The following is a 23,881-nucleotide window of genomic DNA, read 5'->3' as shown; positions in this document are numbered from 1 at the left end:
TAGAGTTTACCTGTTTCCCAATACTTTTTGCAGCCATCGGGGTACGGGCGATGGGGGAATGGGCACCTGCGTCTCGGCGTTCGGCGTGCTCGTCAGGGCGTTCATGCCGCCGTGGGGCACGTTGCGGTGGCAGTCCCAGCAGGCCATGCCCTCGTCACGCTTGGCCTGCATGTAGTCGATACGGCCCGTTTTGACAAACTCTGTGTTGAGTTGCTTGTGACAGCGGATGCAGTTGTCCATGATGACTTGGGCACTGGCCGTCTCGGCCCGGATGGCCTGCCGCTCCGAATGGGTGACGAAATAGGCCACGTGCTTCATGCCGTCGAGTCCCTTAAAGCCATAGTGGGTCGCGATGTTGCCGTTGGGCACGTGGCAGTCGTTGCACGTGGCGTCACGGCTATGCGACGAACGCGACCACGTTGCGTAGTAAGGGGTCATGATATGGCAGTTGACACAGGCGGCGGGATCGTCTCCGGCAATGTATGTGTGCATTCTCAGCAGGTATAGAAAGAGCAACGTCAGACCGACGATTACGCCTCCCGCAACTAACAGGAAAACTTTCTGACGATAGCTGAAAACGTCTTTCCATGTTATCAGTTTATGCCAATTCATAGTTAACGGATTGAATGAATGTTACAAATATATGCGATTCATGTCCAACCTTTTGTAAAGAAACTCGAAAAATCCTCATTAATGAGGATAAAAGCAGCGATTTTGTGATTTGAAAGTCAAAATATAGCGAAATTGTAATCTGCCAGATAGCAAAATGGGTTGCTCTTTGGGAAAGGAAAGCAGTGGATACATATAGGCAGACAAACGATAATAGCCGATGTGTGACAGATAATGCTTTGCCTTTTCTTCATCGGTTATATCCAATCCTCTTGTCTTTAATAATTGTACCAAATCACTTGGAGAGGAATATACTTTCGTAAAAGGAATTCTTGTTGCCATAGCCCATAAACAAAAAAGCCCAGCCTATTTAAGCATTGTGAAGAGGCTCGGTGGAACTAACACTGCAAAGTTACGAATAATCATTGATAATACAAACTTTTTTGAAGGGAAAACCATCGAAAAGTGGATTTCTTTTACACAACTCCACATTTCACACTCCACATTTCACACATCACATTTCCCACTTAGCTTTATGTCTTTCTTGGCCGCTTGCGGCCCTTATGTTTTTGTTCCTCGCGGCTAAAAAATATGTCTTTATGTCTTTATGTCAAAAAAAACAACAATGAGGAAAATCTGTCCTTATGTCTTTACCCTGAATAATCTTTACATCTACCCTCAAAAAAGTGGCATTATTTAAAAAAAGAAAAGAGACGGACGAAAATAAGCGATTGTAGAGCGTGTTTATAAAGTGTTGGTTATCAATAGTTTGCGCTTTTTAGTGTATTTGATCCTTCGCTTTTTTACCTTTAATCGCTATGCTTTTAGGCCATAATCGCGGCCCTTTTGCCGACTAAAAGCTATGCTTTGGCCGTGTAATCGCTATGCTTTGAGCCGATAAAAGCATAGCTTTGAGCGTAAAAGGGTATAAAAATCGGCAAAGCGAAGGACTTTTTTGGTGTGCCGACAGCTAAATGACGTGTTGCGGAAGTGTTAAAATAATGCGATTTTTTATAACAAAATCACAGAATTAAGAGGGATGTACTGGTGATACAAAAATACGATGAAATGGGTGAAAATTGCCCATTTCATCGTAAAAAACGGTGTTATTTCCGGTGGAACCATGTCGTTTCTCTACTGGGAAACCGCCGTGGCCGCATGGCGGAAATGAACGATATCAAACGAGTAGAGACGATATCGGCGTTAAAAACATAGAAATTACGCTTTCGTCTGCTTGTCGCGAATGAGTTTGATTTGGCGCAGCAAGTCCTGATAGTGTACTTTGTTAATACCGCTACTCTTGTCGAGCTGCCCTTTAACGAAGGCTTCTATCTTGTCGAGGTGGACGCTCAGGTAGAGCAGCGCGTCGGTATTGAAGGGCTTCGGGTCGCCGGCGGTCTTCGCGTCCTTGGCCTGTGGATTCAGACAGCGGTCGATGTTGCTGACATACAGGCGTTCTAAGGAGCGGCGGCACTTGTTGCTCAACTCGTTGGGGGCCGTCAACGGTTTCCACACGGTAGAGAAGAACTTGTCCAGATAGGCGTCCAGCTTCAGCGCCCGGGGCGACATGAAGGAGTCGTCGTAGATCTTCGACAGCATGGAGGTTGAGAGCGCGTGAGAGAGCAACATGTTCTGGCGGTTCAGGATGTCGCTCGAAGGATTGACGCCGGTCTTGCTGACGATGTTGGCAGGATAGAGCCAGAGCGGCGCCTCGAAGAGATGGCGACCCAGGAAGTCGAGCGCTTCCAGCTGAAGGGCCGCGGGCTGAATCTCGACAGGCTCCTTACCGGGCATATTGTTGAGGTAACGGCCGCCCAGATGGGTTGCCACGTGGTTGCAATAGCGGCGATACTGGTCGCGCACGCCGTTATACATTTCCGTCAAGTCGGTGTATTGGTCGTTGTCCTGACGCGTCCACTTGGGGAGGTTGGCCACCACCCGTTTCAGGTTTTTGATTCCGTAGTCGCCGGCCTTCATGCTGTTGTCGCCCAGGTCTTCGGTCTGCGCGCGCGGATCCTCGTCACGGCCTTCGCCGCCGAACCACAACCGGGGGTTGGTAGCCAGTATCTTGGTGGTTTCGGCCATCAGTCCTTTTTTCTCGGCGTGCTCGTCTTTGAACTCGGGACGATACTGATAGCCCCACTTGATGGCCCATTTGTCGTAATCGTTGATGCGTGGGAAGAGTCCCTTCTCGCCGATACCGTCCTCGGGTTGGGCCACGTAGTTGAAGCGGGCGTAGTCCATGATGCTGGCGGTGTGGCCGTGTTGCTCCACCCAAGCTTTGTCGCGGAGCTTCTCCACGGGCGTAGCCCAGCTGGCGCCCATGTTATGGCGCAGTCCGAGCGTGTGTCCCACCTCGTGACTCGATACGAAACGGATGAGTTCGCCCATGAGTTTGTCGTCGAAGTGCATGGTTTGGGCACGCTTGTCGAGCGGTCCGCACTGAATCATATACCATTTGGTGAGCAGGTTCATCACGTTATGATACCAGCAGATGTGGCTCTCGATGATTTCGCCGCTGCGTGGGTCGATGATATGCGGGCCGTAGGCGTTCTCTATTTCGGCCGGCAGATAGCGCAGGAAGCAGTAGCGGGCGTCGTCGGGGCTGATGTCTTGGTCTTCGGGAACTTCCTTGGCGACAATGGCGTTCTTGAATCCGGCGGCCTCGAAGGCCGTGTTCCAGTCGTTGACACCGGCTATCAGATAGGGCACCCACTTCTTGGGCGTGGCGGGATCGATGTAATATACGATTTGTTTTTCGGGCTCCACGAGCTTTCCTTTGGCATAGGCTTTCTTGTCTTTGGGTACCAAGCGGAAGCGGGCGGCAACACGTTCGGGGTCGGTCTTGTGCTGATCGTCGTCGAAATAGGTGACGGCGGTGGTGAAGTAGCCCACGCGCTTGTCCCAAAGCCGCTTCCGCATCGGCGTCTTGGGCAGCAACACCATGCTCGTATTCAGGCCCAGGGTGACGTTTCCGGTAGAGGTGGCGGGTATCTTGTTCGACTGCGTGGCGCTGTAGGTGCGTGTGGAACGAATCTCCACGTTGATGGGGAAAGTCTTGATGGTGTCGATATAGGAGCGGTCGGCCTGCATTCCGCCGATGCTATATTGTTTGGAAGAGGAGCTGGGCATGCCGATCGAGTTGTTGTCGCGCATCAGATAGGACGACACCTCGATGAGATTCATGCCTTTGTTGGGGTTTTTGCCGATGATTTTGAACGACGCGATGATGGGATCGACGGTCGAAGCCCGCAGCGTCTGCGAGATTCTGGTATTGGGATCGGCCTCCTGCGACCCCACGTAGGCACGCAGATAAAGCGTCTTGGCGTCGTGTTTCTCGAAGTAGACGGTCTCTCGATTCACCTCTTCGCCGCTGAACTTGCCGACGCCTTCGGGCACTCCGGTGAGGCGGGTGACGGTGAGAATGTAGCGACCGAGCAGCGAGTCGGGCACATCGAAGTACCACTTATTCTCGATATGGCGCACGTCGAAGAGACCGCGCTCTAAACTGACGCTCTTCTTGATAAGCTCCGCGTATTCGTCCTTGTCCTTTTTCTTGTCGGCAGCTTTGTCGTCTTTCTTCTCTTTGTCTGCTTTACCGTTTGCCTTCTTTACTTCTTGCTGTGTGGAATCGGCTGAGGCAAACGTCAGGGCGCCGGCATTGAGGGGCAATGCCAGGGCGAACAGGCCTATCAACAGCTTGTCTTTAATGATCATGTGTTTATTGGAGTATATTATTGCGGGCCAGCATGCAGGCGCCCAAGACGCCGGCGCGGTCCTTGAGTTTGGAAATGCGAATCTGAGTGTCTCTGTTTACGAGGTTGAGCGAATACTTCAGAACGGCCGAACGCACGGCGTGAAGAATGAAGTCGCCGGTCAACGAGAGCGTTCCGCCAAGGATAACAAGTTCGGGATTGAAGAGATTGATGAGTCCGGCCACGTGCATCCCGAGGTTGTGGCCTATCTGTTCGAGGATATCGATGCAGAGCGGATCTTCCTGATTGGTGGCCTTGACGAGGTCGAGAAGCGTGATTTCCTCGCCGTTCTTGGTTTTCAGAATCGAGGTTTCGCCGTTCTTGATGCGTTCTTTGAAGATTCTGTAGAACGCGGAGCCTGACGCTTCGGTCTCGAGGCAGCCCTTTTTGCCGCAACGACACAGGATTTCGTTGTCGAAGGCGTGCATGTGGCCGAACTCTCCCGAGAATCCCGACTTGCCTTTGTACAGGTTTCCGTCGATGATAATGCCGAGACCGAGTCCCCAACTGAGATTCAGAAAGAGCACGTTTTTCTCTCCTTTGGCACAGCCTTGCATATATTCGCCGTATGCCATGGCCCTACTGTCGTTATCGACGGAGACATCGCAGCCCACCTTTTCGCTGATATAGGCGTTCAGAGGCATTTCGGAGAAGTTGTAAAAGCTATAACTGTAGCCCGTATCGGGGTTCACCCGGCCCGAGATATTGATGTTGACGTTGAGCACTTTCTCACGAGGTACCTTGATATGTTCGATGAAACGAACGATGCGATCGCAGAGTTCGTCGAGCGACGCCTGTGTGTTGTCGGACGAGAACGGCTCATCGTCGATGAGGTCGACCAAGTCTCCGCGGAAGTTCATGAGACCGATGCTGAGCGAACTCTGCTTCATGTCGACTCCAATAAAATAGCCCGAGTCGGGATTGAGCCCGTAAAGATTGGGCCGTCGGCCCTCTCCCGTCTCCAACTTGCCGTATTCCAAGACATATCCTCCTGCACTCATCTCGTTGATTGTCTTGGCCATTGTGGGGATACTCAGGTTGAACTCCTTGGCCAGATCGTTCGTGGTAGAATTGCCATTCTGGATAAAATAGCACAGAATATTGCTTTTCAAAACAACATTCTTGCTATCTTTTTCTTTTTCAAAAAGGTTCGTCATATAACGCAAGACATTTACTTATGGCCACAAATATACGAAATAATTTGCTGAATCAAAATAAATCAGCGAGATTCCACGTCGTTATCGCGGAGATTTGGGGTATGAGCGACATGGCGATTTTGCACTGTCCCTGGTAGTTGGGATGATGGTCTGACCCCGTATCGGCCGCCTGGGTCACGATGCCGGCCATCGGATTGGCCATATAAACGCCGGAATACTTATTCATCAGCCGTTCGCGCAGATAGTCGAGGGCGGCCAATAAATAGCGGCTGGCGCTGTGAGGCGTGACGCAAAGCACGGGCACGTTGCCGTAATGGCTCCTGATGTTGTCGATCATCTTCAGGTAAGCGTTCACAAACTGTTCGGGCGTGGGCTTCACGAGCGTGGAGAAATCGTTGCTGCCGAGGTTGATCATCACGAGGTCGGGCTTGCGACAGTTACTGAAATCGTAGGGCGTGCGGTTGAAATCGTCGTAGAGCTGCGTGCTGCGGGTCGACATATTGTGGCGCGACAGCTGAACGGAGTCGTTGTAGTTGCGTACCATCCCCATGCCCGAGTGGGCAATGAGACGATAGTCGGCGCCGAAGTAACGGGCGATGATGCAGGCGTAGGCCTTGTCGCAGTTCTCCGTTTCCAGCCTGAAACGCTCATGGGGACTCTTGCCCTCGGTGCCATAGCCACACGTATAGGAGTCGCCATAGACCTCGATGAGCCGCTCCCGGGGCGCCACGGGCAGCAACCGGGCACCGGCGGCCACACGGACGGCGCTCACGGTCGTACAACCGAACTCGCCTTCGGTGCACTTCTGGAGCTTCAATGTGTGGGGCCCCTTGCTCAGGTCGGCGGCCAGCGTGACGAATTGGCGGTCCTTACCCGTTATCTTAATCTTGCGAACGAAGCGGTCGTCGATATATATATTATGGTAACTGGTGCCCGTTTCGGCCACCTCTACGGCGATACGGCCGCCCGTGAAGCGCGTCTGCATGTAGACACCGACCCAGTCGTAGCGCACGCTACCGTCGTCGAGGGTTTCCGTGCGCCCCGTAAACGAGATGGCGGGGTCGTTGGCTTTCACGATTCGATCGGCTCCCGCCATCAGCAATGTCTGCGTGACGAGGGCCATGAGCAATAGAATTCTTTTCATGTCGTGTATCTGTAAATTTAGGTTAGAATACTTGGGGGCACTTTGCCGCCCACACTATAGGCGGCAAAGATAAACATTTTTTCCGAAAACGCCGTCATTTTTCCGACGTGCGGGTCCAATAGCGCTCAATGTCCTCGAGCGACATGCCGGCCGTTTCGGGCACGAGCCGCCACATGATGAGCATATAGGGCACGCACATGACGGCAAAGAGCAGGAATGTTCCGGCCGGCGTGAGGTTGGCCAACATCCACGGCGTGAGCTGCCCGATGAGGTAAGTGCCTACCCACAGGGCCAGTCCGGCAATCGACATGGCCAGTCCGCGCACGCTGTTGGGGTACATCTCGGACAGCAATACGAAGACGACGGCGCTGATACTGACGGCGCAGCAGAAGACATAAAGCAGGAAGAAGGTCAGCATGAAGCCGACGCCGAGGCGCAATGACGCCCCGAAAGCGAAGTAGACGGCGATGAGAACGAGACACGCGATCATGCCCGACACGCCGTAGTAGATGAGCTTCTTGCGGCCTACGCGGTCGATGATGAGCAGGGCGAGGACCGTCGTCAGCGTGTTGACTATGCCCACGAGCACCTGACAGAAGAGCGGATCGTCCATACCGGCGTCCTTAAAGATGGACGGACCGTAGTAGAGTACGGCGTTGACACCCATAAACTGGCCCAGGATGGCGATGCAGACGCCGATGACAACGGCCTTCAGAATGCCCGGCCGCAGCAGGCTGCGCCATTCCGATTTGGTTTCGGCCGACAGTGTAGAGCGTGTGTCGGCCATCTGCCGCTCCACGTCTTCCGGTCGGCGGTAGATGGCGGAGAGGATGGCGGAGGCCCGACGGTCACGGTCGCGTGTGATAAGCCAACGCGGACTCTCGGGAATGAAGCACAGCGTCAGCACGAAAAGCAGGGCCGGAAGGGTTTCCATGCCGAGCATGCCACGCCACACCTCCGTGACGAAGACGAGTTGCAGCCAGCCGGTAGAGAACGAAGCGGCGCGCGAAAGGTCGAGCAGCAGGTAGTTGACAAAGTAGGCCGCGAGGAAGCCTACGGTGACGGCGAGCTGGTAGAGCGACACCATCCGGCCACGATAGCGCGTGACGGCAATCTCAGAGATATATACCGGGGCCACGACCGACACGATGCCGATACCCAGTCCGCCAATAATGCGATAGACCACGAGCCACCCGAAGTCGGGGCTGACGGCGCAACCGGCGGCCGAAACCGTGAACAGCATGGCCGAGACGAACATCGTGGGACGTCGCCCGAGCTTGTCGCTCATCACGCCGGCGAAGGCTACACCCACGATCGAACCCGTCAGCGCGCAGCCTACGTACCAGCCTTGCCGGATGACATCAAGTCCGAACTGGGCCGTTACCTGATCGATCGTGCCCGAAATGACCGCTGTGTCATAGCCGAACAGCAAGCCTCCGATGGCGGCCACGAAGGCCAGAAAAAACACATATCCTAATTTTACTTGTTCCATAGTTTTGAGGTTGTTTTTCATTCGTTATGCTTTTGCTTTGCGAAAGCAGCCCTTTTAGCGTGCAAAAGCATAGCTTTTGGAAAGCGGGAAGCCAAGGGCCTCCGCAAGTCGGTCTGACGGGGCCGACCGATCGGCCCCATCAAGGCCGTGATTCTTCATATTCCGAAGTATTCCCGATAGCGGTCGTAGAGGTGACCGGCCTGCAGATAGGCCGACTGCGGGCTCATGAAATGAGAGAACTCGAAGGTGATGGCTTTGTCGTAACCGCAGCGTTTGGCCGCCTCGAGCTTCATGCGGAGTTTGTCGAACTTAATGGGCAGGAAGCTGATGGGCATGTCGCGGTCGAAGGTTTCGGCGTTGGTCCAGCACTGCATGCCGTAGCGGTCGGCCAGTTTCTTGTTGACGGAGAAGAAGGCGTCGAGCTCGTCGTAGTCGATATGCCCGTCCTGGAAGGCGCAGGCGTCCACCACGTCGTGTATGCCATCGAAAATCTCGTTCCATTCGCGCTCATGCTCCTGCACGCTCACGGCCTGGTCGTTGGTGAGCTTGCCCGTTCCCTGCACAGCTTTCTTGCCGTCTATCCACGGCGAAATGAAGACCGGCAGACCGCCCGACACGTCCTTACACTGCTTGCCCATCGTGTGGAACGTGGGAATGCAGCCTCTCGTCTTACGGCTTATCTCCGTACTGATGTACCATCCCTTGAAACTCTTGTGATGACCGTACATCTTCCACGCCTCGTCGATGACATATCGGTTGTCGTCGATTTCCTGTTGCATGTCGCCCGTGTCCCAGTAGTGGCCTGAATCGTAAAGTCCGAAGTAGAATTTCATGTCGTATTTGTCGGCCAAACGCAAGAACATGTCGATCAAATCGACCGAAGGCATGTAGCAACCCTTCTTTAATAAATAAGGTGAAGGGTAGGTGATGAACTTCCGGTAGCCCGACCTGATGTCGATGACGGTGTCTATCCCGATGGCCTTCATGTGCCGGAAATCCCGGTCCCACTCCTTCTCGCCCCAGTTCTGATGAGGTATGTCGTGCGAAATCTCGTCCAGAAAGGTTCCCGTGATGCGCATGCCGGCGGCCTTGGGCACGATGAGTCGGCTCTCGCCGTCCGTCACTTGGGCGCGGCTGTTGCCCACCCGCCACTTTCCACGGCCCCGTGGACCTTGCGTTTCACCTCTTAACAACTGTGGCGACACTACTGTGGCAGCACCGGCCAGCAGCATGTTCTTAATAAAAAGTCTGCGATTTAACATAAAAAAGAAAAGTATTACATGGATTTTAAGGGTAAATTTATACGTAATCGGCCGCAATTTACAAAATATTTAAATAAACACAAAAAGTTTTGGCAAAAACTTTTGGAACTTATCTACTTTTTCTTTACATTTGCAGCAAATACATATAAAAACGCAATCAGCATAATCAAATATCTAATCAAACATCTTTTAACGGCCATGATGAATAAAAACCAATTACTCAGCTTCCCGGTCATCCTTCTGGGTGGCTTGCTGTTAGCGGCGACACAGCCGGCAAACGCCAATCCCGTGTCACCCGATCCAACGGAGACCCAGCAACAGGCGAAAGCCGTTGCCGGCATCGTTCTCGACGAGACGGGCGAACCCGTCATCGGAGCCAGCGTCTTTGAAGAAGGCACGAGAAACGGCGTCGTAACTGATTTGGATGGAAAATTCTCCATCAACGTGAAAGCGAACGCCCGCCTGACGGTAACCTATGTGGGCTATACCCCGCAGACCGTAGCCGTGGGCGGCAGGAATACACTACGCATCGTGTTGGCTCCGGCCAGCAACGAACTCAACGAAGTCGTCGTCACCGCGCTGGGTATCAAGCGCGAGAAGAAAGCGCTGGGCTACGCCATGCAAGAGGTGAAGACCGACGGACTGACCGAAAACAAGTCGTTCTCCGTGGCCAACATGCTCCAAGGCAAAGTGGCCGGCGTGCAGATCGCCCAGTCGGGCACTGGTCTCGGCGGTTCGACGCGCATCGTCATGCGTGGCCTCAACTCGCTGAGCGGCAACAACCAGCCGCTGTGGGTGGTCGACGGTTTCCCCATCAACGACAGTTCGGTGGAACAGGCCGATCAATGGGGCGGTTCCGACTATGCCGGCGCGGCGTCGGAAATCAACCCTGAGGACATCGAAAGCATTTCCGTGCTGAAGGGAGCCAACGCCGCGGCCCTCTACGGCTCACGCGCGCAGAATGGCGCCATCGTCATCACGACGAAGAAAGGCCGCCGCGGACAGCCGCTCCGACTGGAATACAACGGCACGCTGGACGTCACGACCGTCTATTCGCCCTACGACTACCAGAACATTTACGGCCAAGGAGCGGCCGGAGCCTATGACAGCAGCGCCAAAGCCAGCTGGGGACCGAAGATGACGGGCCAGACCGTGGAGAACTGGCGCAAGCTTTTCTACGGCGACGACCGCTACTCTTCCTACGCGCTTACACCGCAGAAAGACTACATCAAGGACTTTTATCGCACGGGAGTGTCCTACTCCAACACGATAACGGCCACCTCCGGAGGCGAGAACATCAGCGGCAGACTGTCGTTCACAGACACCCGTGCCGACGACATCACGCCCAACTTCAACCAGAACCGGCAGTATATCGACTTCCATACGGAGATGAACAACAAGCTCATCACTGTGGGAATCAAGGCCAGCTACATGCACCAGAAGACCAACAACCGCCCCGGACAGGGTGAATACGGCCAGATGGTGCAACTCGTGAAAATGCCCCGCGGCATTCGACTGAGCGACTTGGAGAACCCGAGAGGTATCGGGGCCTACATCAACAATGCCGAAAACTGGTCGGGACCGAGCGACAACTTCTCCAACCCCTACGCCCTCTGTGCCACAGAAAACGGCAACAAGGCCGTGCGCAACCGCTTCATGGGCCAGCTCAGCGCCACCGTCAGGTTCACCGACTACCTGCGGCTGACGGGCCGGGCAGGCATGGACTGGTACAACGACGCCATCAAGAACTACAACACGTTGCCCGATCCGACGTCCACGGCGTCGCAATATATCAAGAGCAGTCAGACCAACCAGGAGTTCAACGCCGACCTCATCCTCTATTTCGACAAGCGTTTCGACGACTTCTCCGTCAACGCCAACCTCGGAACTTCGGTGGAGAACACGAAGTACGACGCCCTTTCCAGTTCGTCGGGACGCTTCGCCATCCCGGGCACCGTCACCCTTGCCAACGGCCTCACGCAAACGACGAGCGAGGGATTCTCGAAGAAAGAGATTCAATCCGTGTTCGCCCAAGCCACCTTCGGCTACAAGAGCATGGTCTACCTCGACCTCACCGGCCGCAACGACTGGTCGTCGACGCTGCCTGCCAAGAACCGTTCCTACTTCTATCCCTCGGTCAGCGTGTCGGGTATCATGAGCGAAATGTTCAAACTCCCCGACTGGATGAACTACTGGAAGCTGCGCGCCTCGTGGGCCATGGTGGGCAACGACACCGACCCCTATCAGCTGGCCACCCTCTATTACCTGTGGACTACGGGTGACAAACTCGACGCAGAGGGCGACAAGGTGAACCCCAACATCATCAAGGAGTACCTCAGCAAGACCAAGGCCCTGGCCGACTTGAAACCCGAAAAGACCAATTCGTTCGAGATAGGAACCGAATTCCGCTTCTTCAACAACCGTCTCGGACTTGATTTCACCTATTATAATACGAACACGAAAGACCAGATTCTCAGCGTCGGCATGCCCGGTTCGTCGGGCTATACGGCCAAGAGTATCAACGCTGGTGAAATCAAGAGCCACGGATTCGAGCTCATGCTCAACGGCACCCCCGTGCAGACGAAGGACTGGCAGTGGGACTTGAACCTCAACTGGGGCATGAGCCGCACCACCTGCGAGAGCCTCACGGAGGGCATTTCACGCTTCACGCTGGGCGAAACGCGTATCGCCAAGGTTGTCGTTTCGAGCGGCGGCAAGTATGGCGACATCGTGGGCAAGGCCTTCAAGCGCGACGCCAACGGCAAGATCGTCGTCAATGCGAGCGGTCTTCCCGAAGCGGTTGAAGACCAAGTGGTCGGCAACATGACTCCCAAGTGGACTGGTTCCGTGGGCAGTTCGCTGCGCTACAAAGACCTCACATTCAGCTGTCTGGTCGACATTCGGCACGGTGGCGAGTTCGTGTCGGTGACCGACGCCTACGCCTGCCAGCAGGGAACGTCGTCCCGCACGCTGAAGGGACGCGAGGCAAACGACCTCATCGTGGTTGACGGCGTGACCGAAAGCGGACAAGCCAACACCGTGGGCGTCACCTCCGAAGCCTACTGGAACGCCATAGGAGGCCCCACCGGCGTGGCCGAAGCCTTCATCCACAGCGGTTCATACATCAAGATGCGCGAGCTGTCGCTGGGCTACATCCTACCCCAGTCGTGGTTCCGCAACACGCCCATCAAGTATGCCAAGCTCTCATTGGTGGGCCGCGACCTCTTCTATTTCCACAAGAATGCGCCCGTCAATCCCGAAGGCGCCTTCTCACGCAGCGACTACGCGCAGGCTTTCGAGCTGGCTTCACTGCCTCCTACACGGAGCTTCGGCCTCGCACTCAACGTTAAATTCTAACCAAACCGAACCGACTATGAAACGTAATATCATCAAAACTATAGGACTTTTCTGCATCGCCGGCATGGTCATGGGGTGTACGGGCGACTACGACAAGATCAACACCGACCCCACAGGACTCACCGACGGAGACCCCGGCTACATCCTTCCCTACATGATGGAGCAAGGAAGCCGCATGGGTTCGTGGGAATATCAGGTGGGCGACAACCTGCACACCAATCTCTACGCGCAGTATTTCGCTAACTCGGCCGCCTACTTCAACTCCGACAACTACACTTTCCGAAGCGATTGGGTGACCGACGGCTTCTGGAACAGCTACTACGTGGGCGTGCTGAAGCAGTTCAAGAACGTGAAGGAAATCGTGGTCGAGAAGCCACAGTACGACAACATCTACCAGGTGATGCGTATCTTCACGGCCCGCTGCACGGCCCAGACGACCGACATGTTCGGCGACATCCCCTACACGGAGGCCGCCACGGGCACCAGCAACGCCAAGTATGACAGCCAGCAAAGCATCTACACCGACCTGTTCAAGGAGCTGACCGAGGCCGTCACGGCCCTCAACGCCCACAAGGACGACGCCGCGCAGGCGAAACTGGCGACCACGCAGGACCTCGTCTACCAGGGCGACCTTGCCAAGTGGATTCGTCTGGCCAACTCGCTGCGCCTCCGCTACGCCCTGCGGCTGGCCTACGTCGACGCCGCCACGGCCAAGAAGGAGGCCGAAGCGGCTCTCGCGGCCCCCGGCGGACTGCTCTCCGGCAATGCCGACAACGCGGGGGTCTACATCTCGGGCACCGGTTCCAACGGCTTCCCGCTCTTCCAAATCTCCGGATGGGGTGAGTTCGCGATGAGCAAGACGATGGAGAACATGCTCAAACAGACCGGCACCGTGCTCGACCCACGCACCACTTTGTGGTTCGGACACACGCCCGGCTCTACGGCGGCGGCGCCCAAATTCCAGGGCGTGGCCAACGGACTGCCCTCCGACAACATCCCGGCCGGCGACGAACGCTCCTACGTCTGGGGCTACCAGTACATGCCGGAATGGAACAGCGCCGACAACAGCGAGTCATCCTTCTGCATCTCACGCCCCATGAAGCTGATGGACTACGCCGAAGTGTGCTTCCTCAAGGCCGAGGCGGCCCTTCGCGGCTATACCGGAGCGGGCGACGCGCAGCAGAACTACCTGGCCGGCATCCAGGCGTCGTTCGACAACGAGCGGACCGGCGTCGACGCAAAGTACTACACGACAACCTCCGACAACACCTACAAGACCACGGGCGGCGTGGCCTGGACGGCCGAGAGCACCATGGAAGGCCACCTGAAGCAAATCCTGACGCAGAAGTGGCTGGCCCTTTATCCCGACGGCGTAGAGGCCTGGACGGAGTTCCGGCGCACAGGTTACCCTGCGCTCACGCCGGTGGTGCAGAGCTTGGAGAGCACGTTGCCGCTGGGAACGTTCGTCAAGAAGCTTAAATACGTGGACGACGAGACCCGTGACAACCCCAACGCCAAGGACGCTTCGCTCAACGGCGGCAAGGGCGACGGCATGGCCGTCCGCGTCTGGTGGGACACCGCCCGCTACAACTGACCCCATCGACACTCCCCGTTGCGGAGGAAAAGCGACGGCTTCAGCCTCCGCAACGGCTTCTTCCATAGAGACTTGACCACGACCGCACGCCTGTTTTCGCCCAACGCGAAAGCCATCGGCACGCCACCGTTTTCCAAAAGGGCTGCTTTCAGCAGCTGAAAGCAGCCCTTTTACCTTGCAAAAGGACAGCTTTTACACGCTAAAAGGGCTGCTTTTGCAACACGAGGGGACTGCTTTGGGAAAACAGCCGCGGCCCGGCCTGACTACAACGAAAAAACATTGTGAAGCCGAAGAGGCTTCATCCAACTTAAACTATCAACCAACCAACCTTTAATGTCCATGATGAATTTCAGCTTATCAACAGGAAATTCAGTCTTTCCGAAGACTTTGACGCTGACACTGGCCCTGCTGTTCGCCCTCGTTCTCGACGCGGCGGCACAGACGGTCAGGGGCGTCGTGAAAGACGCAGCGGGCACATCGCTCCCCGGAGTGACCGTGCTCAGAAACGGAGACGTCAAAAACGGTGTCATCACCGACCTGGACGGCAACTACAGCATACAAGCGAACAGTGCCGACTACTTGACGTTTTCGTATGTAGGAATGAAGACCCAGCGTGTCAGGGTGGGCAACCGCCGCACCATCAACGTCACGCTGGCCGACGAGTCGTCGACGCTCAACGACGTAGTGGTCGTGGGCTACGGCACGGCCAAGAAGCAGTCGCTCACCGGAGCCGTCACGGCGCTCAAGGGCGACGAGCTGCTGAAGGCGCCGTCGACCAACGTCGCCAACATGCTGGGCGGCCGCATGGCCGGTCTGACCTCCGTGCAGACCTCGGGCGAGCCGGGCAACGACTTCGCCGCGCTGCGCATCCGCGGCTCGCAGTATGGCGCGCTCTACATCGTCGACGGCGTGGCGCGCTCGATGAACGACATCGACCCCAACGACATCGAGAGCATTTCGGTGCTGAAAGACGGGGCCGCGGCAGCCGTATATGGCCTCAACGCCGCCGGCGGCGTGGTCATCATCACCACCAAGAAGGGGCGGCAGGGCAAGACGCGGGTGTCCTACGACGGCCAGTACGGTATCTCCGTCAACGCCAACTTCCCCACATTCATGAACGGACCGGAGTACGCCGACTACTACAACATGGCCGACCTGATGGACAAACTCACCGGAACGACCCTCAAGTCGCGCGACCAGTACACGCCCGTCTTCACCAGCCAACACATCAAGGCCATGCTCAACGACGACCCGACGGACGGCTGGGACAACGTCGACTACATAGGAAAGGTGTTCGGAACGGGCCACAACCAGAAGCACAACGTGACACTGGAGGGCGGATCCGACGACATCCACTACTTCCTTTCGGGCGGTTTCATGAGCCAACAGGGCAATATCGCCAACTTCAACTACCGTCGTTACAACGTCCGTGCCAACATTGACACGAAGGTGGGACGCGACTGGAAGCTGACGTTCGGGGCCGTGGGCACCGTGGGCCGACGCCAGACACCGGGATATTCATCGGGTGGTGCCGACGACGGAAGCCAAAGCGATGAAGAAGAAGTAGGATGGCTTTCTATCGGGCACCAAGCTATTATGATGCACCCGTTTCTGCCCGAAAAGCACAAGGGACTGTACACAGGAACACTGCCCAACAACGCCGGCGTTTCCTATAGCCCCCTCGCGGCTATCTACGAGTCGGGCTACGGACGCACCCACAGCTTCGAACTCAACTCCAACTTCAACCTGCGTTACGACGCGCGCTGGCTCCGGGGGCTGTCGTTCGCCTTCACCGGCGCCTACGACTACCTGAGTTCGCAGAGCAAGAACCTGGCCACGCCCTACAAGACCTACACGATGTCGATGGCGTCGGACAACTTCGGCACCTTCATCCTCAACGACGACCCGCGCAACTCGGCCGAAACGCTGAACCACGTGAGCGACGGACAGTACACCACCCAGAAGCTCACGGGCCAGTTCCGCCTGGAATACGCCCGACAGTTCGGCCGACACAACGTCGACGCGATGGGCCTGCTGGAAATCAACGACTACAAGAGTTCCAACTTCGCGGGCTACGTCGACCACGTGCCTTTCCCACAGATAGCCGACCTTTCCTACGGCCAGGCCATCACGAGCAGCTCCCCCGTCTCGGGCGTCAACAACCACACGCGCACGGCGGGCTACGTGTTCCGTCTGAAATATGACTACGCCAACAGATACTTGGCCGAGTTCAGCGGCCGCTACGACGGCTCCTACCACTTCAGCGGCTCGGGCAAGCGCTGGGGCTTCTTCCCCTCCTTCTCCGCCGCCTGGCGCGTTTCGGGCGAAGACTTCATGGAAGGCGCCCGGGGATGGCTCGACGACTTGAAGGTGCGCGGCTCCCTCGGACTGCTCGGCAACGACAATGTGGCGGCCTATTCCTACCTCAGCACCTACGCCTTCGCTACGCAACGGGTGTTCGACGGCACGGCCTACAGCTCCATGTACACCAGCGGCATTGCCAATCCCGCGCTGACCTGGGCCAAGACCCGCACGACCAACATCGGCCTGAACGCCACCTTGTGGCACGGACTGCTGGGCCTGGAGTTCGACTGGTTCTACAATCTGAACTACGACCTGCTGGCCTCCAACAGCGGCGGCAAGGCCCCCTCGATGGGCGGCTACTACCCCACCTACGTCAACAACAACCGCTACAGCAACTACGGTATCGACTGGACTGTCTCCCATCGCAACCGCTTCACGCTGGGCGGCAAGCCTTTCGACTACAACGCGAGCGTCAACATGACCTATGCCAAGAGCAAGTGGCTGCGCTATCAGGACGACCCCAACGCCCAGGAGTGGCGCAAGGTGGTCGGCACCAGCGTCGATGCCTACAGCGCCTGGGTGGCCGAGGGGCTCTATCGCTCGGAGGAGGAGATCACCAAGTCGGCCTGGTACGGCTCAAGACCCAACCTGGGCGACATCAAGTTCAAGGACTTGAACGGCGACGGCGTCATCAGCGAGCAGGACAAGGCCCGCATCGGCCGCAGCAACCGCCCGCAGATCATGATGGGTCTCAGCCTCGGCGCGCAGTGGAACGGCTTCGACTTCAATGCGCTCTTCACCGCCGGACTGAAGTTCGACGTGTCTTTGCTCGGCACCTACTACAACGGTTACGACGACAACACGGTGTGGAGCCAGACCTTCAAGGAAGGCGCCAACTCGCCGTTGTGGCTCGTGCAGAACTCCTACAGCCTGGACAATCCCGACGGAAAATACCCCCGCTTGACACTGGGGAACGTCAGTCACGGCGGTGCCAACGGCCTGGCGTCCACCTTTTGGATGAAGAAAGGCGACTACCTGCGGTTCAAGGACTTCCAAATAGGCTACACCCTGCCCGCCACTTGGCTCAACGCCGCCGGCATTCAGAAGGTGCGCTTCTTCGTGGAAGGCTCCAACCTCTTCACCATCGACAATCTTCCGACAGGCGTCGACCCCGAGTCTCCCCGCGTCAACAACGGCTACTACCCCCAGCAGCGCACGTTCCTGGGCGGTGTCAACATCACTTTCTAACTTTAAAAGGATACATCTATGAAAGCTAAATATTTAGGTCTCTGCCTGCTGGGAGCCTCTCTGGGCCTGTCGTCCTGCAACGATTTCCTGGACCTGAAGCCTTCCGACAAGGCCACCAACAGCCTTGTGTGGAGCTCGTCCACCAACGCGCAGATGGCCATCGACTATTACTACTGCCTGCTTCCGGCACTGAGCAGCTTCGGCACGTACCAGTGTTCGGTGGGCATGGCTGAGGGATTGACCGACGAATTCAAGTACGGCAACATGACATTCAATGCCTTGATGTACATTCCCAACGAGATTTCCTACGGCGGACTGCCCCTGACGGCGGGCTACACGGACACCTATCTGGGCGTGTGGGAAAGCACCTACGAGAACATCCGGCGCATCAACGAGTCGCTGCAGTACCTGCATCGCAGCAGTTTGGGCGAGAATGACGTGAAATACTTCGAGGGACAGCTGCGCTTCTTCCGCGGCATGTGCTACTTCGAACTGCTCAAACGCTACCACCAGGCCATCCTCTACACCGAGGACTTGTCGCAAATCAGCACCAACAAGAAGCTCGACAGCGAGGAGGAAGGCTGGAAGTTCGTGCAGGCCGACCTGAAGTTCGCCGGCGAGAACCTGCCCGTCAGCGCGTCGGCGACAGGCCGGCTGACCAGCGGAGCTGCCTACGCGCTGCTCTCCAGGGCCATGCTCTATTGCAAGGACTGGACGGCCGTGAAGGAAGCGGCCGAGAAGGTCATCGCTATGAAGTACCAGCTGACCGACAACTACGCCGACGCCTTCACCGGCGGCAACTCCGAGGCCATCTGCCAGTACACCTACGACTCGAAGATAAGCCTCACCCACTCCTTCGACACCTACTATGCGCCGGGCGGCGACAAGGCCCTGGACGGCAACCAGGCCGACGGCGGCTTCGGAACGCCCACCCAGGACATGGTGGAGGAATACGAGATGACCGACGGAAAACGCTTCGACTGGGCCGCATGGCACGAAGCCGCCAAGACGGGAACGACGCTGGCGCCGCCCTACGACAAGCTGGAGCCGCGCTTCAAGGCCACCATCCTCTACAACGGAGCTACGTGGAAAGGCCGCAAAATAGAGCCTTTCGTAGGCGGAACGGACGGCTGGTGCCGCTGGGAAGCCGACCCCAAGACCAACGGACGCACCACCACGGGCTACTACCTGCGCAAGCTGGTGGACGAAAACCACCACTTCACGACCGTACAAAACTGCACACAGCCCTGCATTGTCATCCGTCTGGCCGAGGTATATCTCAACTATGCCGAGGCCTGCTACCGACTGAACGACGCCGCCAAGGCCCTGGAATACCTCAACAAGGTGCGCGAGCGCGTCGCCCTGCCCAAGCTGACGGGTCTCAGCGGCGACCGCCTTTTCGAGGCCCTGCGCCACGAACGCAAGGTGGAACTGGCCTTCGAGGGACTCTACTACTGGGACATGCGCCGCTGGGAGCTGGCCGACCAGACCTTCACGGGCATTCGCCGGCACGGCCTGAAGATTGAGAAGATGGGCGACCTGTACCGCTACACCTACGTGGACGTCGACAACCAAGACCTCAACTTCCCCAAGAAGCTCTACCGTCTGCCCGTTCCGGTGGGCGAACTGAACAACAACAAGGAAATCGACCAATTCCCCGAATGGAAATAGAACTGTGTCATGAACCCGCAAAACATCAACATTTCAAAGTTATGAAAAAGCAATTCCTATATATCGGCGCCTTCGTGGCGGCACTCCTCTCGCTCGGCAGCTGCGCCGAAGAGGAGCACGTGGACGCCACCGCCGACCGGGCAGGCATCTCAAGCCTCACGGCCTACTTTACGTCGGGCACCTATGTGGACAAGGCCGTCGTGACCTGGCAGCCCCAGAACAGCAACGACATCACCGACTACGTGATTCCCGTGCCCTGGTATTACCCAGAAGAGAGCGACAACACCACAGAGAAGGACATGTCGCAGTTCAAGATTGTGGCCACACTGGAGAACAACTGCAAGATCGACCCGCCCATCACCGTGCTCGACTTGACCCAGAAGAACGCCTTCACCTACACCAACCCGTATGGCGAAAGCAAGCAGATCACGATCTCGGGACAGCGCGTCAAGTCGTCGAAGTGCGCCATCAAGTCCATCCTGGTGCAGCCGGGCTACTTGCAGGGCGTCATCGACGAAGACAAGAAGACCATCTCCCTGCTCACCGCCGCCGACCTTTCCGACATGACGGCCGAAGTGGTGCTCGACCCGCACGCCACGATTTCGCCCGACCCGGCCCAGCCCCACGACATGAACGACGGCTTCCAGTTCACCGTGACGGCCGACAACGGCACCGACAAAAGCGTCTACAAGGTCATCAAACACATACCGACCAAGATTCCATCGGGCATTCGCACGGGCAGCGAACTCAAGCTTTTCGAGAACGACATGACGATGTTGGGCGTGGCCACGCCCAACAACACCCACCCGACGCTGGCCTCCATCGGCAGCTTCGTCGTCCTGAACCTCGGCGACGGCTCCGCGCCACAGTACTTCCGTAAGGTGACGGGCACCAAACTGGGCGCCATCAACCTCGGAGCGGCCAAGGCCGATGGCGCCATCACGAGCGACTGCGCCGGCAACATGCTCATCTGCAACTACGCCGCCAGCGGTTCCACGCTCAACATCTACAAGACCAACGACGTGACCAAGGCCCCCGAACTCTTCATCAGCTATGCCAACAACCTCGGAGTAGACATCGGCGCGCGCCTCCACGTGCAGGGCGACCTGGCCCACGACGCCATCGTCACCGCCACGCCGAACGCCTGCCAGAACGCCATCCGCTGGATTGTGAAGGACGGCAAGGCCGGTCCGGCCGAGAACATCCTGTTCGGCAGCGTGCCGGCATGGGGCGGTCTCGACGGAATCAGCAAGGTCTGTGCCGCCGGCACCGACGTGAAGGACGGCTGCGTGTTCAGCTATTACGGCGACGGAAATTGCCCGGCATACTACGCTCCGGCCTGGAGCGGCGCCAAACAGATACTCTCCGCCAACTCCGGAGGTTCGGGATGGGGCTACAATACGGGTGCCGCCGACATCCGGGCGTTCAACAAGAACCGCTACTATGCCATCTACGAAATGGGCTATTGGCCCAACTGGGGCTTGCCGGGACATGTCTACATCTACGACGCGGGCGACCTTTCATCCATCAGCGGCAACGTCAACACGAGCAGCGCGCTGGCCTCCATCATCTCCACGCCCGACCTCTACGGATCCGTGGGCTACGCCGGTGACAACCGCTTTGCCGACGTCCTGGTGACACCGTCCGAGGATGGCTACTTCCTCTACGTGTTCTACGCCTCCAACACCCACCTTTCCTTCGGTGGATATCAATTCGACTGCTTTGACAAATAACCAATATGAAACGTATGAAAAGACTTCATTGCCATATTCCGGTGCTCCTCTTGCTGCTCGGGCTCTCCGTTCTCACGGCCTGCAACAGCGACGATCATGAGGACACCATCGCCAACTGGAAGTGGGACAAGGGCCTACAGCCCGAGGAGAACACCGACATCACCCGCCTGGGGTGGACCAACGTGAACGCCGACTACGGCCGGTTGCCGGCCTACATCAACGTGTACAAGGCCGTGAAGATGCCCGACGACAAGCCCGCCGTGGCCTTCATCGCCATTGCCGAGCTGGGAACCGACAAGGCAAAGTTCAGCGTCAGCAACGACATTCACTGGAGCAAGAAGGCCGGCGCCAACGGTAATGAGAAGCTGTTCACGCCCACCGAGTTCTACAACAACTACGAATCACCGGTCGTTGTCATCAACGGTGGCCTCTTCTTTGAGTCCGGTGGCTTCTACTACTCGCAGAGTTCGTGCTACAGCGAAGGCTCCATGCTCAGTCCGAACCAGAACTATTGGTCGGAGAACTGGACCGACTTCTGGTATCCTACGATAGGTTTCTTCTACCAGGACAAGGCCGGTGAGTTCCACGCCACGTGGACTTACTACGCCAGCGACGGCAAGGACTACAGCTACTCGGCCTGCAAGAAGATTGACAAAACCAAGCCCGAGACGACTGCCCCCGACGCCAACTCGCCCTCGAAGGGCACCGTCATGAACGACGGGACGGCCGTCTACGGCATTGGCGGCGTCAGCGTGCTGCTCCATGAGGGCAAGGTGATGAACACGTGGGCCGACGAACTGCTCGACGTGGCGGCCAACTCGGCCCAGCCCCGCACGGCCATCGGCTACGACGCGGCCAAGAAACGCCTCGTGTTCTTCGTGTGCGAAGGTCGCCGGATGACGCCCGACGTCCTGGGAATGACCACCGCGCAGGTGGCCGACATGCTGAAAGCCATCGGCTGCACCGAAGCGCTCAACCTCGACGGGGGCGGTTCGAGCTGCATGCTCATCAACGGCAAGCAGACCATCAAGCCGAGCGACAAGAAAGAACGCGCCGTCATCGACGCCTGTTTCATCAAATGATAAGTTTCTTCTGTAACCTGGGGAGGGTGGCCGCATGAGCCGGTCGTTCTCCCCTTTGCCTCCTTTTTATATGAATATGCTATCCATGATTCAGACACTACTGCTCAGTTCACTGCTTTTGTTCAGTTCCTGCGGCTCGGGCGACAAGCCCGACAACGGCGGAACGACACCTCCCACCCCCACGCCGGGCGGCGAAACCGTCCATAAAGCGGCCAAACCCCGCTACATCTGGATAGACGCGCCGGCCAACTTCAGCCGCTTCGCCAACAGCAAGGAGAACATTCGGGAAGACCTGAAGAGGGCGAAGGAAGCGGGATTCACCCACATCGTGGTCGACGTCCGCCCCTACACGGGCGACATTCTCTTCAAGAGCGCCGCCGGCCACGCCGTGGAACAACTCGACTACTGGGAAGGTTCCGCCTACAAATACTACAAACGAACGGCCGACTGGGACTATCTGCAAGCCTTCATCGACATCGGTCACGAGCTGGGACTGCGTGTAGACGCGGCCATGAACACCTTCGTGGGCGGCTCGATGAACCCCTACGGCCTCGGCGGACAGGGCATGCTCTTCCGTGAAAGCGGCAAGAAGGGCTGGGCCTCGACCTACTATCTCGGCTCGGGGCTGACCAACGGCATGGACCTACCGGTCGACGCGGGCAACTACTACGCCACGCGCTTCCTCAATCCGTGCAACGACGACGTGCAGGCCTACCTCCTCGACCTCATCGGCGACCTGGCCCGCTACGACCTCGACGCCATCATTCTCGACCGTTGCCGCTACGACAACCTGCAGGCCGACTTCTCCGACGACGCCAAGACGAAGTTCCAGGCCTACATGAAGGCCAAGGGTGTCACGTCGTTCGCCTTCCCCCAAGACGTGGCCAAGGCCGGTTCGGAGGGCTACGCGGGCCAACCTGCCTACTTCAAGGACTGGCTGGCCTTCCGTGCCAAGACCATCTACGACTTCATGGGCAAGGTGGTGGCACGCGTGCGCGGCGTCAACAGCAATGTGAAGGTGGGCGCCTACGTAGGTGCCTGGTACTCCGACTACTATCATTCGGGCGTCAACTGGGCCAGCCGCGACTACGATCCGGCAGTCGACTACCCCGAGTGGGCCAACACAGACTATCGTAAATACGGCTTCGCCAACAAACTCGACGTGCTGCTCTTAGGCTGTTACGCGGGGGCCTCGTCGGTCTACGGCACCACCGAATGGACCATGCAGGGCTTCTGCACGCAGGCCGCTGCGAAGCTGAAAGGCGACGTGAAGTTTGCCGGAGGTCCCGACGTGGGTAATCCCGACGGTTTTCCGCAAGGCAACCAAGCCACGGCCGTCACCAACTCGGTCGACGCCTGCATCAACGCTTCCGACGGTTACTTTGTCTTCGACATGGTTCATGTCCGCCAATTCAACTACTGGAACGCCCTGAAAACGGGTATCGACAGATATCTGAACAGCCTGAAATAAAC

General features: G+C 57.2%; 15 protein-coding genes. 7 read left to right on the top strand and 8 right to left on the bottom strand.

The genetic code is table 11. The annotated features are described in order from the left end of the window. Window positions 1–6: 6 nt before the first annotated feature. The 7 genes from nrfH to JHU38_RS00830 form a co-directional block, all read right to left on the bottom strand. Entirely contained in the window at window positions 7–612 is a 606-nt protein-coding gene (nrfH, locus tag JHU38_RS00860; RefSeq protein ID WP_107581490.1) for a cytochrome c nitrite reductase small subunit, read from the bottom strand. A 78-nt stretch (window positions 613–690) separates the two neighbouring features. Beyond that, window positions 691–951 (bottom strand): Abi family protein, encoded by a 261-nt coding sequence (locus tag JHU38_RS00855; RefSeq protein ID WP_369917127.1) that lies wholly within the window; start codon window positions 949–951, stop codon window positions 691–693. An 876-nt stretch (window positions 952–1,827) separates the two neighbouring features. Next, window positions 1,828–4,326, bottom strand: coding sequence for a zinc-dependent metalloprotease (locus JHU38_RS00850; RefSeq protein WP_107581491.1), 2,499 nt, complete (start codon window positions 4,324–4,326; stop codon window positions 1,828–1,830). A 4-nt stretch (window positions 4,327–4,330) separates the two neighbouring features. Next, the gene (locus JHU38_RS00845; RefSeq protein WP_107581492.1) at window positions 4,331–5,521 is read right to left on the bottom strand and encodes an ROK family transcriptional regulator; all 1,191 of its coding nucleotides are present in this window, start codon (window positions 5,519–5,521) and stop codon (window positions 4,331–4,333) included. A gap of 52 nt (window positions 5,522–5,573) precedes the next feature. Next, window positions 5,574–6,665, bottom strand: a complete 1,092-nt coding sequence (locus JHU38_RS00840) for an SGNH/GDSL hydrolase family protein (protein WP_107581493.1) — start codon at window positions 6,663–6,665, stop codon at window positions 5,574–5,576. A 94-nt stretch (window positions 6,666–6,759) separates the two neighbouring features. Further along, window positions 6,760–8,157, bottom strand: a complete 1,398-nt coding sequence (locus JHU38_RS00835; RefSeq protein ID WP_107582337.1) for a sugar porter family MFS transporter — start codon at window positions 8,155–8,157, stop codon at window positions 6,760–6,762. Window positions 8,158–8,312: 155 nt separating this feature from the next. After that, window positions 8,313–9,419 carry a DUF4434 domain-containing protein gene (locus tag JHU38_RS00830; protein WP_107581494.1) on the bottom strand — a complete coding sequence of 369 codons (1,107 nt, stop codon included), beginning with the start codon at window positions 9,417–9,419 and terminating at the stop codon, window positions 8,313–8,315. Window positions 9,420–9,617: 198 nt separating this feature from the next. Here JHU38_RS00830 and JHU38_RS00825 point away from each other — a divergent pair, with 198 nt between their 5' ends. Beyond that, window positions 9,618–12,776 carry a SusC/RagA family TonB-linked outer membrane protein gene (locus tag JHU38_RS00825; protein ID WP_107582338.1) on the top strand — a complete coding sequence of 1,053 codons (3,159 nt, stop codon included), beginning with the start codon at window positions 9,618–9,620 and terminating at the stop codon, window positions 12,774–12,776. Window positions 12,777–12,792: 16 nt separating this feature from the next. Beyond that, on the top strand, window positions 12,793–14,370 hold the full coding sequence (locus tag JHU38_RS00820) for a SusD/RagB family nutrient-binding outer membrane lipoprotein (protein WP_107581495.1): 1,578 nt from the start codon (window positions 12,793–12,795) through the stop codon (window positions 14,368–14,370). Here JHU38_RS00820 and JHU38_RS00815 read toward each other — a convergent pair. Beyond that, entirely contained in the window at window positions 14,361–14,507 is a 147-nt protein-coding gene (locus JHU38_RS00815; protein WP_158267285.1) for a hypothetical protein, read from the bottom strand. The genes JHU38_RS00820 and JHU38_RS00815 overlap by 10 nt on opposite strands. Window positions 14,508–14,709: 202 nt before the next feature. Between JHU38_RS00815 and JHU38_RS00810 the strand changes: the two genes are divergently transcribed. The 5 genes from JHU38_RS00810 (at window position 14,710) to JHU38_RS00790 (ending at window position 23,879) form a co-directional block, all read left to right on the top strand. Continuing rightward, a complete protein-coding gene (locus JHU38_RS00810) occupies window positions 14,710–17,922 on the top strand; it encodes a SusC/RagA family TonB-linked outer membrane protein (protein WP_207859268.1) in 3,213 nt (1,070 codons plus the stop codon). Between the two features lie 18 nt (window positions 17,923–17,940). Continuing rightward, window positions 17,941–19,593 carry a RagB/SusD family nutrient uptake outer membrane protein gene (locus tag JHU38_RS00805; protein WP_107581496.1) on the top strand — a complete coding sequence of 551 codons (1,653 nt, stop codon included), beginning with the start codon at window positions 17,941–17,943 and terminating at the stop codon, window positions 19,591–19,593. After that, window positions 19,584–21,326 carry a DUF5018 domain-containing protein gene (locus JHU38_RS00800; RefSeq protein WP_317195995.1) on the top strand — a complete coding sequence of 581 codons (1,743 nt, stop codon included), beginning with the start codon at window positions 19,584–19,586 and terminating at the stop codon, window positions 21,324–21,326. The genes JHU38_RS00805 and JHU38_RS00800 overlap by 10 nt, the downstream gene beginning before the upstream one ends. Window positions 21,327–21,331: 5 nt before the next feature. After that, the gene (locus JHU38_RS00795; RefSeq protein WP_107581498.1) at window positions 21,332–22,408 is read left to right on the top strand and encodes a phosphodiester glycosidase family protein; all 1,077 of its coding nucleotides are present in this window, start codon (window positions 21,332–21,334) and stop codon (window positions 22,406–22,408) included. A gap of 76 nt (window positions 22,409–22,484) precedes the next feature. Continuing rightward, window positions 22,485–23,879, top strand: coding sequence for an alpha amylase family protein (locus tag JHU38_RS00790; protein ID WP_369917129.1), 1,395 nt, complete (start codon window positions 22,485–22,487; stop codon window positions 23,877–23,879). Window positions 23,880–23,881 lie beyond the last annotated feature (2 nt).

Origin of the sequence: Prevotella illustrans, from assembly GCF_017426725.1 — a bacterium.
Classification (GTDB): domain Bacteria; phylum Bacteroidota; class Bacteroidia; order Bacteroidales; family Bacteroidaceae; genus Prevotella; species Prevotella illustrans.
This window is presented reverse-complemented; position numbering and strand designations above follow the sequence as displayed.

Coding starts and splice junctions, on each gene's coding strand:
- JHU38_RS00840 (WP_107581493.1), bottom strand. CDS start 6,665: ATGAAAAGAATTCTATTGCTCATGGCCCTCGTCACGCAGACATTGCTG.
- JHU38_RS00800 (WP_317195995.1), top strand. CDS start 19,584: ATGGAAATAGAACTGTGTCATGAACCCGCAAAACATCAACATTTCAAA.
- JHU38_RS00850 (WP_107581491.1), bottom strand. CDS start 4,326: ATGATCATTAAAGACAAGCTGTTGATAGGCCTGTTCGCCCTGGCATTG.
- JHU38_RS00805 (WP_107581496.1), top strand. CDS start 17,941: ATGAAAGCTAAATATTTAGGTCTCTGCCTGCTGGGAGCCTCTCTGGGC.
- JHU38_RS00855 (WP_369917127.1), bottom strand. CDS start 951: ATGGCAACAAGAATTCCTTTTACGAAAGTATATTCCTCTCCAAGTGAT.
- JHU38_RS00795 (WP_107581498.1), top strand. CDS start 21,332: ATGAAACGTATGAAAAGACTTCATTGCCATATTCCGGTGCTCCTCTTG.
- JHU38_RS00835 (WP_107582337.1), bottom strand. CDS start 8,157: ATGGAACAAGTAAAATTAGGATATGTGTTTTTTCTGGCCTTCGTGGCC.
- JHU38_RS00810 (WP_207859268.1), top strand. CDS start 14,710: ATGATGAATTTCAGCTTATCAACAGGAAATTCAGTCTTTCCGAAGACT.
- JHU38_RS00845 (WP_107581492.1), bottom strand. CDS start 5,521: ATGACGAACCTTTTTGAAAAAGAAAAAGATAGCAAGAATGTTGTTTTG.
- nrfH (WP_107581490.1), bottom strand. CDS start 612: ATGAATTGGCATAAACTGATAACATGGAAAGACGTTTTCAGCTATCGT.
- JHU38_RS00830 (WP_107581494.1), bottom strand. CDS start 9,419: ATGTTAAATCGCAGACTTTTTATTAAGAACATGCTGCTGGCCGGTGCT.
- JHU38_RS00790 (WP_369917129.1), top strand. CDS start 22,485: ATGCTATCCATGATTCAGACACTACTGCTCAGTTCACTGCTTTTGTTC.
- JHU38_RS00825 (WP_107582338.1), top strand. CDS start 9,618: ATGATGAATAAAAACCAATTACTCAGCTTCCCGGTCATCCTTCTGGGT.
- JHU38_RS00820 (WP_107581495.1), top strand. CDS start 12,793: ATGAAACGTAATATCATCAAAACTATAGGACTTTTCTGCATCGCCGGC.